Consider the following 13498-nt stretch of genomic DNA (forward strand, 5'->3'; position numbering starts at 1 on the left):
TTCAATCCCATGAGGTGCTGATGACTTCTCAACTGCCAAATTTAACTGATTTGCAACAGGCACAGCAAGCGATCGCAGACTTCGAGCAATCCAGCGCCCCCAGTGTTTGGTCGAGTTTGGATAAACAGCAAGTTATTGCTGATATGCGATCGCGTCTAATCGATCCCTTTCAAGTAAATCAAGGGGGACAACCCTTCTGCGGGCCAGCATCGATTGTATTTGAGCTGGTTCGCAAACAGCCCCTCAAATACGTACAAATTTGCCGCAGTTTATTTGAAATCGGCGGTTTTCAAGCGAGAACTCGATATATTCAAGCATCGCCCAGACTGCGCCAAAGCCAAGGCAGACTGCGGATGGGGATGGCAGATTGGATGCTATTGGCAACCTTGCGCGAATCAGAAAACCTGATTTTTCCAGTCGAACCCAACGCCCCCAACATCATTCGGAATCTGGGCGGGATGACGAAATCTTGGGAAATGAAAGGCTGGGTGAAAGAAGTGCTGGGCTATCGTCAATTTAAATATGCCCATACCTATATTTATGGCGAATTTGATGCGATGCGCGAAGCCGCAGAAGTCATCGCCAGCGGTGGCGTAGCGTTTGCTTTGGTTACGGCAGAAGGGTTACTCAGCAACAAACCGCCACTGCTGCCTTACCCGACTCACTGGATTTCCCTATTAGGCAATATTGTGATTCAACCAGGTAAACCTTGGCACCACGATAGCGGACATATCAGCTTCGACATCTACACTTGGGCAAGAAAGATGCACGTAGACGCAGCTGAGGGTCCATTCGAGGATTATTTTTGGGGAATTGTCATGGGAAGAATGTAAAATTCTCAAGGAATATTTCATACCTTAGTAGGTAGACACAAAAAAACCGAAAATATAGATAGAAAGCCGGTTTGAAAAAAACAGCCTTCTAAAATATCTACAATCTACTGAGCTATGAAACGACCTGCTGTGCGAACCTCTGCCGTATTTCTTACCGTTGCATTCTTACTGTCAGCCTGCACCCAAACGAACCCTGTGGGCACAAACCCCACTACTGCCCCTTCAGCAGCCCCAGGTTCATCTAGTGCCATTCCAATTGGGATTGCCTTAGCGCAAACCAGTAACGTCGCTCTCCTCGGTCAGGAAGGCATTGCAGGTGCCAAAATTGCCGAGAAATACTTTAATGACAAAGGTGGTATTGACGGTACCCCGATTAAATTGATTGTTCAGGACACAGGTGGAGAGGAAGCCGGAGCTATCAATGCCTTCCAAACCCTGATTAGTCAGAATAAAGTTGTCGGAATTGTTGGACCAACTCTTTCGCAGCAAGCATTTAGTGCCGACCCCATTGCAGAGAGAACCAAAGTGCCAGTTATTGGAGCATCCAACACAGCTAAAGGAATTCCGGAGATTGGAGATTATGTTGCTCGTGTCTCAGCACCCGTTTCCATTGTCGCCCCTCTCTCGCTAAAAGCAGCCCTCAAGCTTAACCCAAATATCAAGAAAGTTGCGGTATTTTACGCTCAGAATGATGCATTTAGTAAGTCGGAGACAGAAATTTTTCAGCAAACAGTTAAAGACCAGAAACTTGATTTAGTAACCGTACAAAAGTTCCAGACGAGCGATACTGATTTTCAATCGCAAACCACCAATGCTATTAACTTAAAACCCGATTTAGTAATTATTTCTGGGCTGGCGGCAGACGGAGGAAACTTGGTTCGCCAACTGCGGGAACTGGGTTATAAAGGTACGATTGTTGGGGGCAATGGATTTAATACTTCCAATATATTTAATGTATGTAAAGTTCTCTGCGATGGAGTTCTCGTTGCACAAGCTTATAGCCCTGAATACTCTAGTGAGGTGAACACTGCTTTCCGCACCGCTTATCTCAATCAATATAAAAAAGAACCACCACAATTTAGTGCCCAAGCCTTTACAGCGGTTCAAGTGTATGCAGAGGCTCTGAAAGCTTTAAATCAGAAAACCAAAATCAGCACAATGCCGCTGCCACAACTGCGTACAGAACTGAACAAGCAGTTGCTGGCTGGTACTTACCAGACGCCACTAGGTGAGATTGGCTTTACGCCAGTAGGAGATGTCAAACAAAAAGAATTCTACGTCGCACAGCTAAAGGTAGATGCAGACGGAAATAATGGTAAATTCGCTTTACTTAAATAAGAGTAGGGTGGGCAAAGCCCACCTTAATCAAAAACATATGGATATCACTCTGTTTTTACAACAATTCCTAAACGGTTTGTCTATTGGCAGTGTTTATGCAATTTTCGCCTTGGGATACACCCTGATTTTTTCTATCTTAGGGATCATTAATTTTGCTCATGGAGCGCTCTTTACTTTAGGGGCGTACTTCACTTATGCCCTGATGGGAGGAACATTCGGATTTAACGGATTGTTTGCAAATGCAACTTTACCAATAAAACTTCCCTTTGCACTAGCATTAATTTTAGGGAGTACGCTGGCTGGTTTGGTTGGGGTTGGAATTGAGCGTGTTGCTTTTCGACCTTTGCGACGTAAAGGCTCTGATCCTCTGCTGACGGTGGTTTCTAGCCTAGGTGTAGCCTTAGTAATTGTAAATTTAATTCAGTATTTAGTGGGAGCAGAAAGTTATAGTTTTCCTGCAAATACTTACGGTAACTTGCCTGCTTCTATCAACTTTGGTACGGGAGAAAACCCAATTCCTATTCGTAGCGTTCAAATTGTAATTTTTAGTGTATGTGTAATAATTTTAGCGATCCTTACTTATTGCATAAATCGTACTAAATTTGGTAAAGCGATGAAAGCTGTAGCTGAAGATCCGATAACTGCTAGTTTGCTAGGCATCAATACCGACTTTTTTATTGTCCTGACGTTTTTCATCAGCAGTTTCTTAGCGGGATTAGCAGGGACTTTGGTAGGGTCTAGTGTAAGTATCGCTGGACCCTACTTGGGTATTGCATTTGGACTAAAGGGTTTAGCTGTTATTGTACTAGGTGGTTTAGGAAGTATTCCTGGTGCCGTCTTGGGAGGTTTAGCGATCGGACTTGTGGAGGCATTTGTCCCTTCAGATTATTCTGCTTATAAGGATGCGTTTGCTTTTGGAATACTATTCATAATGCTGATAGTTAGACCTCAGGGTTTGCTAGGGCGTCGGCTGATTCAAAAAGTATAGTTATTGGAATGTTAAATGTAAAACTAAATATTGCTCGTTAATTTTTTGTTTTTAATGTGTTGCAATGAGTGATTTTTTGAACACTTATGGATCGCTGATCGTTTCTATGGTGTTGGGGGCACTACTAGGATTGTCGTTGTACCTACCGCTGATGACTGGACAGTTATCTCTAGCTAGTCCTGGTTTTTATGCGCTGGGCGGATATATTGCAGCGATTCTATCTACCCAGGTATTTCGCGTTAGTGGCGGTTTATTCCCGATTCCGCTGCTGTTATTGGAGATGCTGGTTGCTGGTATAGTCTCTGGCATATTGGGCGTTATGGTGGGGATTCCGGCGCTGCGGTTGCGGGGGATCTATTTAGCGATCGCTACCATTGCCTTTGTAGAAGTTTTGCGCGTCCTATCGCTAAATTTGGATATCACTGGCGGCGCTGTCGGTATTTTTGGCATCCCCCAACCTTTCCACACCCCTATCGAGTATTTGTGGATAGCGTTTCCTTTACTAATCATTAGTATGGTCTTGCTTTATCGACTTGAACGAATTCGGGCAGGAAGGGCATTTACAGCAATTCGAGAAGATGAATTAGCTGCGGGGGCGATGGGAATTAACCCAACTTACTACAAGGTTTTAGCCTTTACGCTAGGCGCGATTTTGGCAGGAATAGCTGGTGCAATTAGTGCCCATTTCCTCAATACCTGGAACGCCCGCCAAGGTACTTTTGATGCCAGTATTGTTTATTTAACTTCTGTCTTAATTGGTGGCACCAGAACTTTTGTTGGGCCTGTATTGGGTGGTATGGTGTTTACAGCTTTGCCGGAAATATTAAGAGGAATTGCAGATACCAGCGGTTTACCTACGTGGTTAGCAGGATTCCTCAGAGATGGACGCTTGATTATTTTTGGGTTACTGATAGTTGTGGGAACGATATTTTTCCCGCAAGGTTTGGTGACGCCAGAATTGTTTAAGAGAAAAATGAAGAATAAAGCATGAAGGATGAAATTTCACCTTTAAAACTTGACACTTTGCCCTGTCTGGAAGCGAAAGCACTAATGCGCCAGTTTGGTGGCTTAGTAGCGGTGAATAATGTATCTTTCACGGTTCATAAAAATGAGATTTTTGGTTTAATTGGCCCCAATGGTGCTGGTAAAACTACACTATTTAATCTGATGACTGGGTTAATCCGGCCTTCCAGCGGGCAATTAGTCTATCAAGGCGAGGAAATTTCCCACCGCCCTCCCCATCAAATTGCTGCTAAAGGTATTGCCAGAACTTTTCAAAATATTCGCTTGTTTGGTAATCTTACGGCTCTGGAAAATGTGATGATTGCGCGGCATATTCATAATAAGAGCGCTAATATTTTATCTACTTTGTTAACTGGGCTGTTGAGTTTGCCATCAGCGTCTATGCGAGAACAGTTAAATAAACAAAAAGCGATCGCCTTACTGGATATGGTGGGATTAAGCGATCGCGCTGAAGAAAAAGCACGAAATTTTCCTTATGGGGATCAGCGTCGCTTAGAAATTGCCAGGGCGCTAGCGTTAGAACCGCAAATTCTATTGCTAGATGAGCCTGCTGCTGGGATGAATCCTAGTGAAAAACACCAATTAAGCGAATTTATCCGAGAAATCCGCCAACAGTTTAACTTGACGGTAATCTTAATTGAACATCACGTGCCGCTGGTAATGGGATTATGCGATCGCATTGCCGTGTTAAATTTTGGTAAGTTGATTGCTTTAGGCGAACCATCGGTTATCAGAAAAGATCCGTCTGTCATTGAAGCTTATTTGGGAAATGAATAAGGAATTTAAACAGTGATGAACGCTGATGAACCCAAAGACTCAGGTGAGAGGCAAGAAAACTTTACCCTACTAGAACTTAAAAATATTTTTGTTAATTATGGTGGCATCCAAGCATTAGAAGATATTAACTTAATTGTCAACAACGGTGAGGTTGTCACTCTTATCGGTGCCAACGGCGCTGGAAAAAGTACGACCCTACGCGCTATCTCTAAGATAATCAATCCCCGAATTGGTAGCATTATTTACAGTGGTCGCAATATTACTCATCGCCAACCTCATGAAGTAGTGCGACTAGGAATTGCTCATTCTCCGGAAGGACGTAGAGTATTAGCGCGGCAAACTGTTTTTGATAACTTAGAATTGGGTGCTTACATCCACTCTAACCAGGAAGTGGTGAGGGCTGATATTAATCGTCAATTTGAGATGTTTCCACGTCTTAAAGAACGTCGCAATCAACTTGCTGGAACACTCAGCGGTGGCGAACAGCAAATGTTAGCGATCGCTCGTGCTTTGATGAGCCGTCCAAAACTTTTACTATTGGATGAGCCGAGCTTGGGTCTTGCACCTGCAATTGTCCGAGAAATTTTTTCGATTATTCAAAATCTCCGCGATACAGGAGTCACTATCCTTTTAGTCGAGCAAAACGCTAATCTGGCTCTAGAAATTGCTGATAGAGGCTATGTACTTGAAGCTGGTCGCATTACCTTAACCGGACAAGCTTCTGATTTGCTTAAGGATGAGCGGGTTATGAAGGCTTATTTGGGGTAAGTTAGGAGATTTACTAATTTTATTGAAATATTTATTCTCTCTTTTATTTAAGCCAAATAAGGACAATAAATAGTAAAAAGGTTTCAAAAATCTAGATGGATGTCAAGAGCAATGGGAGCTAGCCTAACGATTTTGAACCTATGGTTGATAACCTTGTTGTGCCTGATAGCTAGTACAGACAATCGCCTACGCTTAAAATAATAGGTGGGCACTGCCCACCCTAATCCTTTACACTTTGCATTTTAACTTTTGCTTTTTTATGGAACTGCCATTCCCCGTTGTACTGCCGGACGCTGCTGAATCGTCTCAAACCAGCGCTTAAGATTTGGATGATTATCTAGTGTTAACCCTTGAAATTCATAAATAGCAACCCAAGGAAATGTCGCAATATCAGCAATCGAGTATTCATTGCAGATAAATTCACGATCTACCAACTGCTTGTCTAAGACACCGTAAAGCCGTAGTGTCTCTTTCTCATATCGCTCAATTGCGTAAGGAATCTTTTCTGGCGCAAATTTCTTAAAATGGTTTAACTGACCAAACATTGGCCCTACGCCTCCCATTTGGAACATCAGCCACTCCAGGACTTGAAAGCGAGCTTTTTGTTCTGTAGGTAAGAATTTACCAGTTTTCTCTCCTAAATAGATCAGGATAGCGCCCGACTCAAAAACGGTCATGCCGGTATCTTGGTCAACAATCGCGGGAATCTTACTATTCGGATTAATTGCTACAAATTCCGACGTAAATTGCTCTCCCTTTGTGATGTCAATCTTATAGACGTTGTAAGGAAGCTCGACTTCCTCCAACATGACAGAAGCCTTGCGCCCGTTCGGTGTCGTGAAGGTGTAAAGGTCAATCATGAGGTTAAATGTTCAGTTTTGCTGTTTCACAAGGTAGTGTAACTTGAACGACAGCGCGATAGGTGCTATGCACTCTGCCAGCTCTAAAGTAATTACCATGATTTATAGGGGTAGCATCTCGTCACCCTGGAAAATTTAAACTGGAAAATTTAAACACTAGCTTTTAGATGCAGGTAACATCTCCGATTGTTAAAGACTTAGTGCTGATTGGTGGCGGACACAGCCACACCATTGTGTTGAAAATGTTTGGCATGAAACCGCTGCCGGGAGTACGTCTGACGCTGATTACAGACACTTCTCATACGCCCTATTCTGGTATGTTGCCCGGTCATGTGGCAGGTTTTTATGACTACGATGAAAGTCACATCGATCTGCGTCGTCTTGCCCAATTCGCCCAAGCACAATTTTATCTTGACCGAGCGATTGGTCTAGATTTGGAAAATAATAAAGTCATCTGTGCTAACCATCCAGATGTTGCATTTGATCTATTATCAATTGATATCGGCAGTACCCCAGCCACAATATCTATACCAGGTGCAGCGGAGTACGCTATTCCAGCTAAACCCGTCGCAAAATTATTAAGTGAATGGGATCATCTGCTGAAAAGTGTTGCAGAAACGCCTGAGAAACCGATACAACTTAGCATTGTGGGTGGAGGTGCTGGTGGCGTGGAATTAGCGCTGGCAATGCAATCTCGGTTGCAACAATTTTTTGAGTATTCCCAGCAGTTTCCAGAAAATCTAGAAATCCATCTATTCCATAGTGGTGTTGAGCTTTTACCGAACTATAACCGCTGGGTGGGCCGGCGTCTTCAGAAAATTTTGATCCAGCGTGGGGTAGAGTTGCATTTAGGGGAAAAGGTGTGTGAAGTTCAACCGCACAAGGTTATTTGTGAGTCTGGTTTAGTGGTTGAATGCGCTAGCGAGGGGACTCCTGCTGAGTGTCGGGTTTTTTGGGTAACACAAGCATCGGCACCTCGTTGGCTACAAGCCTCTGGATTGGCTACCGATTCTAAAGGTTTTATCCAGGTAGATAATACCTTGCGATCGCTCTCTCATCCCCAAGTATTTGCCGCAGGTGATATTGCCACGATGATTCATCATCCCCGTCCCAAAGCGGGAGTTTTTGCGGTACGTCAGGGGAAGCCACTTTTTAACAACCTGCGGCGGACGCTACTAGGGAAGCCACTCAAGCCGTATAAGCCGCAGAAACAATATCTTAGTTTAATTGGTACAGGGGATAAAAATGCGATCGCTTCTTGGGGAGCTTTTAGTTGGGAATCGCGCTTGTTTTGGCACTGGAAAGACCGCATTGACCGCGAATTTATGGCACGCTTTCACAACTTGCCGGAAATGTCAGCCGTCACCCCATCCTCAATCCCCAACAGCCAATCCCCAATCCCTAATCCCCCAATGCGTTGTGCTGGTTGCGGTTCTAAAGTCGGTAGTACAACATTAGAACGAGTCCTACACCGCATTAAATTAGAACACCCTGAAGTTGGTAATCGTGAAGATATTTTAATTGGACTTGATGCACCAGATGATGCTGCCGTAGTCAAGGTGCCAGTAGATCAAGTGATGGTTCATACCCTAGACTATTTCCGAAGTCTAATTAATGACCCGTTTATCTTTGCTCAAATTAGCGCTAATCATTGCTTAAGCGATATTTTTGCAATGGGTGCTACTCCTCAGAGTGCGCTGGCAATTGCCACTATTCCCTACGCCTGGGAAGAAAAGCAGGAGGAAACCCTTTATCAACTGTTATCGGGTGCTGCTAAAGTGCTGCAACAGTCGCAAACACCTCTGGTAGGCGGACACACCACAGAAGGAGCAGAACTAACTTTTGGTTTATCCTGTAACGGCTTAGCCTATCCCAATCAGCTGCTACGAAAAGGAGGTATGAAGCCGGGGCAAGTGCTAATTTTGACCAAAGCGCTAGGAACGGGAACTCTATTTGCTGCGCAGATGCGCTTGCAAGCAAAAGGTCGGTGGATTGATGATGCAGTCCACTCGATGCTGCTGTCAAATCAAGCAGCCGCTAAGTGTTTATTAAAACATGGAGTTACTGCCTGTACGGATATTACAGGATTTGGATTGCTGGGGCATTTACTGGAAATGATCCAAGCATCTCAGGTGGCGGTGGAGTTCAATTTAGAAGCTATCCCAGTTCTAGAAGGTGCCTTGGAAACGCTGCAAATGGGAATTGTGAGTTCTTTACACCCGCAAAATTTACGGGCATCCCGCCAGATTAGCAATTTATCAGCAGTTAGCGAGCGCGCTACTTACTCTCTTCTATTCGATCCCCAAACTTCTGGCGGACTCTTAGCTGCGATTCCAGATGAACGCGCTGATGCTTGTGTCGCCTCACTCAAAACCTTGGGATATACCCACAGCCAGATAATTGGTCGCGTGATGCTACTAAATCAAGGCGTTCAGCCCATCTCACTAATTGTCTGAATTCAACGGAGAGGAGAGGATTTGAACCTCCGGTGACGTTGCCGCCACAACTGATTTCGAGTCAGTCGCATTCAACCACTCTGCCACCTCTCCAAGCGCTATCTTTATTAACCAAAGGTTAATAACTCAGCATTATCAGTATATACTAAATTCCGTCAATCTCTTCTGCCTAACGAATAATTTCCAGTAAAGCATCATGCCGCGACTTGAGGTAATCGTCACTGCATATCCATTTATTATCAAGGCAGGTTGAGTAGTTTCCATTCTGGAGAGGGTTCTGAAAAACATTATTAGCATCGGGTAGAGGCTTTCGGTAAATAAGCTATCGAAAAAAATGTCGGAAAAAATATAAATTCTCGCTGAAATACTTCTTCTCCCTCTAAAACCGTAGAAATACGGGGGTCATTTGTTTGATTGCAGGTGAATATTTTAAAATTAAAATTGTTTCGCTTCAAGCCTCAATCTTTTTTGAATGAGTAATGCCCAACAGTGCTTTGTAAAAGCTTGTTTCTCAAATCTCCTAAACGGTTATAAAAAAGGCTCAATAGACCTCTTGCATGAATAGGAAGAGGAGGCAAGCTCAAAGTTGATAATGGCAGCAATCAAGTTGAAACGTAAGCCAAAGCGCCTGCGTCGATTTCGGTAAGGCTCTGCCAGGAGCAGAAAATCTTATTGTCTCAATCGGGGTAGTCTGAGTGCTAGGTCAGTTATCTATTTAAGCTTTACCTCTACAATCGGAAAATATTACTCCCCATTCCTAATAGCTCATACCGACATCGTTTTCCGTTGCTTCCAGCGTTGTCTCAAACCCACCACTAGGAGTCCACTGGACTGCTCCATCACGCTCGGTTGTATAGACTTGGGTTTTGATTTTTTGTAGCTCTTGCGTCGTTTCTGGATCGATAGTTGCGGAGGCAGCGATCGCTACCTTGGGTTGCATCTTATGCAATATATCAGCTTGTAAATTTTCTCCAGACCACCAAAGCACCTGGGCTGGAGGTAATTGTTTCAGAAGCGCTAACTTTCTTTCCTTTTCCTCTGGCTTAAAATTTCCCAGCACTAACCAAATCTGGTTGCTGATTTGCAGTTGCACCACTGGTGGTTGGGTACTAATTAATTTGATGACTGAAGCTCCAACTGGTACACTCTGACCAACTGGCAAAGCCTGAGTTGGAATTTTCACGCCTAGAGTTGAAAGTTTACCCATAGAAGCAGTGTTAGCGTAAAAGCTTGACACTGGGAACCGTTCCAAAATTTTAGGCCAGCCACTTCTAGAACTAAGTTGAGAATCTGTTACCACAGCCCAGTCAATTTGATTGACGCCCTGCTGTTGTAAAAAAGGCAGCACAGTAAAATTAGCTGTACTATCATCCCCACTATTAACCAGGGTGACTTCTCCTTTGTCTTGAATCACCAAAACTGGCTCTCCCGGCGTAGAAAGCACCGTGACTCGAAATAAAGTTGCTTTTGTCTGCCAAACTGGGACAACCACTAAACTGGCAGCAATTAGACCCGCAAACCACCAACGCCGACGCCACCATTTGCTCAGCGAAGCCAGAGCAATTAGTCCGTATAGAGCTAACAGTTGCAAAATAGAGATGGTACCGACAGCAACAGAATTTCCTGGTAACTGGGAAAAAAATTCCACTAGCAGAATCAGCCCTTGGGATGGGTAATAGAGCAACCAAGCCAAGGCACTGCCAGCTAAGGGCCAGATCAATGATGCTAAGGCGCTGATAATTCCACCAATACTAATGATGGAGATTAAAGGGGTGCTTATTATGTTTGCCAGGATGCTGTAAGGAGATACTAGACCAAAGACATAAAGTTGTAGGGGTAAAACCCAGGGAAAAACGGCTATTGGAAGCGCAATCAAAGATGCGATCGCGGGTGGTAACCAATCCAGCCATTTTGTAACCGTAGGTACTGCAACTAATAATCCTAGGGTGGCTAAAAAACTCAGTTGAAAACCTAAATCCCAAATCCATAGGGGGTTAAACAGCAACAAGAGAGTGGCAGCAAGTAGGAGCGAACCCAGCGGCTTTACCTTCCGTTCCATCGCCAAAGCAATTAAAGCTCCGACACCCATCACTCCAGCTCGAACCACAGAAGGCTGCAACCCCGTTAAACCTACAAAAACAAGTAGGGCAGTGAACCCAATGATAAATTGCGATCGCACCGAAAAACGCTGGGTCAGAGCCACCACCACACCCAGAATCAAAGAAATTTGAAACCCAGACGCTGCAAGGGCATGAGCCAAACCACTCTGGATAAATTTATTGCGAACATCGTAGGGTAAATCTACCGCCTGATTCCCCAACACCATCGAACTGACCAGCTGCCCCTCTGGACTGCCTAACCAACGTACTTGAGATTGAATGATCCGCCGCCGGATAGTCCAAAATCCCCAGGGACGTTTTTCTGGTTCATTAACAAAGCTAACTTGACGTCCGCTCAGACCGGCAAACCCACCTTCTCTTTTTAGGTAAGCTTGAAAGTCAAAGGCTCCTGGATTAGCAGCAGGCTTAGGTTTATACAAGACGCCAGTTACTGCTATTTCTTGACCTGGATATAAACCCGTCGCTTGCAGTAATGGCAAAGTCACGTATAACTTACCAGTCACCCCTTGACTGACATCAGCGGGTCTGTTGTTGCCGTTCTTGACCTCATTTAATTTTGTAGCTTCCAGCCAAAACTGCGATCGCTGACTTTGCGTCAGTCGGGGTGGAGTTGCAATCTTGCCTTGAACAGTGACAACCTGCTCTTGGCCTCTAATATTTTGGGCAGACACAAACTTGCTAATGTTATTCGCCGCTGGTTGCGGCATTCGCATTTGAAAATAAAGTGCCGCTAGCAACCCAACAACTCCAGCCACCAGCCACACTCTCGCTTTCGGGCCTGTTCGCCAAAATCGGGGCAAGACAACAGCTGCCCCAATCCCTAAGGCTAGTATTCCGTACTTCCCCCAGGGTAATCCCGTAGAAAGCAAGCCCAGAATATAAGCCAAACTTAAAATGACGCCATTGGCTAAGTTCATTAGATAGTCAAACTTATCTCAAGCTCAGTACAGCGTGCAGAAACAGCATACACATTGCTGTGCCTCCTAAGTAAGAATTGTGAACTGTCTGCAACACTACTTGATTGCCCCCAAAATTAGTCATACAGATAATGTTCGCTAACAGCTAGCAATACCAGCACAATTCAATCCATTTCAAATGCAGACTCTTTGTATTTATTGCTGATGCATTAAGACAAAAAGCCCAAAAAGCTGCTAGTACAGCCTGCTGCCTTCACAAGCGTCTTACCACCTCCTTTGTCAACTTCGTTTTTACTAAAAGGTTGCATTCGTCTTCAGAAGCATCTAACCCAGTCCACTGAAATACCTATCCTCCAAATTTGTTGCTAGTTTTGAGCTACTGGTTCTTTAGCTTCTTGTAATTTACATAGCGGAAATCCCAGTGCCTCTCGTTGCTGCAAGTACAGTTCAGCAACTCGCCGTGCCAATTTGCGAATTCTGCCAATGTAGCGCGTCCGCTCGGTTACAGAAATGACCCCTCTAGCATCCAGCAAATTAAATGTGTGAGAACACTTCAAAACATAATCCAGGCTAGGTAAGACAAGTCCGCGTAGAGCTATTTGCTCTGCCTCCTGCTCGTATAGACCAAATAAGGTAAACAACAACTCTGGGTTGGATGCTTCAAAGTTGTATACACACTGCTCAATTTCTCCCTGGAGGTGAACGTCTCCATAGGTAAGATCGTCAGTCCAGCGAATTTTGGTCAATGCATCGACCTGTTGGAGGTACATGGTTAATCGCTCTAAACCATAAGTGATCTCAATTGAGACAGGTCTACAATCAATGCCTCCGCATTGCTGAAAGTAAGTAAACTGAGTGATTTCCATCCCATCTAGCCAAACTTCCCAGCCGACACCCCAAGCTCCTACTGTGGCATCCTCCCAGTTGTCTTCTACAAACCGGACATCGTGATCCTCAGGACGAATACCCAAAGCTCTCAGCGAGTCCAGATATATCTCTTGGATATTATCTGGAGAAGGCTTAATCAAAACTTGATACTGATAATAGTGTTGATAGCGATTCGGATTTTCGCCATAGCGTCCATCTGTGGGACGACGGCAAGGTTCGACATAAGCCACAGCCCAAGGTTCAGGTCCAAGACATCTTAAAAAGGTATGAGGATTCTTGGTGCCTGCCCCTTTTTCAATATCGTAGGGCTGAGCGATCAGGCAACCGCGATCGCTCCAGAACTTATGCAATGTAGCAATCACCAACTGAAAATTCACAGATTCCTTTCCTTAGGCGCTCAACGCATAACCCATTGTGGCCCAAAAGCTGCGCCCTTGGAGCTTTTGAGAGTTTTTCAAAAAAGTTTTTCAAAACAGTTGACAGAAGCGGTTCGTGGTTGCTACATTAATAAAGCGGTCGGGAGAGCAAGC

The 13498-nt window shown here is 44.4% G+C and carries 10 protein-coding genes and 1 tRNA gene; 7 read left to right on the top strand and 4 right to left on the bottom strand.

Annotated features, from left to right (window positions below):
• Positions 1 to 20: 20 nt before the first annotated feature.
• The 6 genes from NDI33_RS25785 to NDI33_RS25810 all read left to right on the top strand — a co-directional run bounded on the left by NDI33_RS25785 (position 21) and on the right by NDI33_RS25810 (position 5727).
• Positions 21 to 833, top strand: a complete 813-nt coding sequence (locus NDI33_RS25785) for a hypothetical protein (protein WP_190675257.1) — start codon at positions 21 to 23, stop codon at positions 831 to 833.
• A gap of 114 nt (positions 834 to 947) precedes the next feature.
• Complete coding sequence (locus NDI33_RS25790; protein ID WP_190415991.1) at positions 948 to 2171, top strand: ABC transporter substrate-binding protein; 1224 nt, start codon at positions 948 to 950, stop codon at positions 2169 to 2171.
• Positions 2172 to 2208: 37 nt separating this feature from the next.
• Complete coding sequence (locus NDI33_RS25795) at positions 2209 to 3159, top strand: branched-chain amino acid ABC transporter permease (protein ID WP_190675282.1); 951 nt, start codon at positions 2209 to 2211, stop codon at positions 3157 to 3159.
• A 64-nt stretch (positions 3160 to 3223) separates the two neighbouring features.
• The gene (locus NDI33_RS25800) at positions 3224 to 4150 is read left to right on the top strand and encodes a branched-chain amino acid ABC transporter permease (protein WP_190675258.1); all 927 of its coding nucleotides are present in this window, start codon (positions 3224 to 3226) and stop codon (positions 4148 to 4150) included.
• Positions 4147 to 4959: an ABC transporter ATP-binding protein gene (locus NDI33_RS25805; protein WP_190675260.1), complete on the top strand. Its 813-nt coding sequence runs from the start codon at positions 4147 to 4149 to the stop codon at positions 4957 to 4959. The genes NDI33_RS25800 and NDI33_RS25805 overlap by 4 nt, the downstream gene beginning before the upstream one ends.
• 15 nt (positions 4960 to 4974) lie before the next feature.
• Positions 4975 to 5727: an ABC transporter ATP-binding protein gene (locus tag NDI33_RS25810; protein WP_190675262.1), complete on the top strand. Its 753-nt coding sequence runs from the start codon at positions 4975 to 4977 to the stop codon at positions 5725 to 5727.
• 257 nt (positions 5728 to 5984) lie between these two features.
• On the opposite strand, the gene NDI33_RS25815 is transcribed toward NDI33_RS25810, so the two are convergent.
• A complete protein-coding gene (locus tag NDI33_RS25815) occupies positions 5985 to 6587 on the bottom strand; it encodes a glutathione binding-like protein (protein WP_190675264.1) in 603 nt (200 codons plus the stop codon).
• A gap of 167 nt (positions 6588 to 6754) precedes the next feature.
• On the opposite strand from NDI33_RS25815, the gene selD reads away from it, so the two are divergent.
• Positions 6755 to 9043 carry a selenide, water dikinase SelD gene (gene selD / locus NDI33_RS25820; protein ID WP_190675266.1) on the top strand — a complete coding sequence of 763 codons (2289 nt, stop codon included), beginning with the start codon at positions 6755 to 6757 and terminating at the stop codon, positions 9041 to 9043.
• Positions 9044 to 9049: 6 nt separating this feature from the next.
• Here the strand turns inward: selD and NDI33_RS25825 are convergent.
• From NDI33_RS25825 to glyQ, 3 genes are all read right to left on the bottom strand, one after another.
• Positions 9050 to 9136 (bottom strand) — tRNA-Ser (locus NDI33_RS25825).
• A gap of 664 nt (positions 9137 to 9800) precedes the next feature.
• On the bottom strand, positions 9801 to 12080 hold the full coding sequence (locus tag NDI33_RS25830) for a ComEC/Rec2 family competence protein (RefSeq protein WP_190675268.1): 2280 nt from the start codon (positions 12078 to 12080) through the stop codon (positions 9801 to 9803).
• 365 nt (positions 12081 to 12445) lie between these two features.
• The gene (gene glyQ / locus NDI33_RS25835) at positions 12446 to 13345 is read right to left on the bottom strand and encodes a glycine--tRNA ligase subunit alpha (protein WP_190675270.1); all 900 of its coding nucleotides are present in this window, start codon (positions 13343 to 13345) and stop codon (positions 12446 to 12448) included.
• Positions 13346 to 13498: the final 153 nt, after the last annotated feature.

Origin of the sequence: Trichocoleus sp. DQ-A1, assembly GCF_039961955.1 — a bacterium.
Lineage (GTDB): Bacteria > Cyanobacteriota > Cyanobacteriia > Cyanobacteriales > FACHB-T130 > FACHB-T130.

Excerpts from the sequence above, each read along its gene's own strand:
- NDI33_RS25790 (WP_190415991.1), top strand. The coding sequence starts at position 948 with ATGAAACGACCTGCTGTGCGAACCTCTGCCGTATTTCTTACCGTTGCA.
- NDI33_RS25795 (WP_190675282.1), top strand. The coding sequence starts at position 2,209 with ATGGATATCACTCTGTTTTTACAACAATTCCTAAACGGTTTGTCTATT.
- NDI33_RS25810 (WP_190675262.1), top strand. The coding sequence starts at position 4,975 with ATGAACGCTGATGAACCCAAAGACTCAGGTGAGAGGCAAGAAAACTTT.
- NDI33_RS25805 (WP_190675260.1), top strand. The coding sequence starts at position 4,147 with ATGAAGGATGAAATTTCACCTTTAAAACTTGACACTTTGCCCTGTCTG.
- NDI33_RS25800 (WP_190675258.1), top strand. The coding sequence starts at position 3,224 with ATGAGTGATTTTTTGAACACTTATGGATCGCTGATCGTTTCTATGGTG.
- selD (WP_190675266.1), top strand. The coding sequence starts at position 6,755 with ATGCAGGTAACATCTCCGATTGTTAAAGACTTAGTGCTGATTGGTGGC.
- NDI33_RS25785 (WP_190675257.1), top strand. The coding sequence starts at position 21 with ATGACTTCTCAACTGCCAAATTTAACTGATTTGCAACAGGCACAGCAA.
- NDI33_RS25815 (WP_190675264.1), bottom strand. The coding sequence starts at position 6,587 with ATGATTGACCTTTACACCTTCACGACACCGAACGGGCGCAAGGCTTCT.
- NDI33_RS25830 (WP_190675268.1), bottom strand. The coding sequence starts at position 12,080 with ATGAACTTAGCCAATGGCGTCATTTTAAGTTTGGCTTATATTCTGGGC.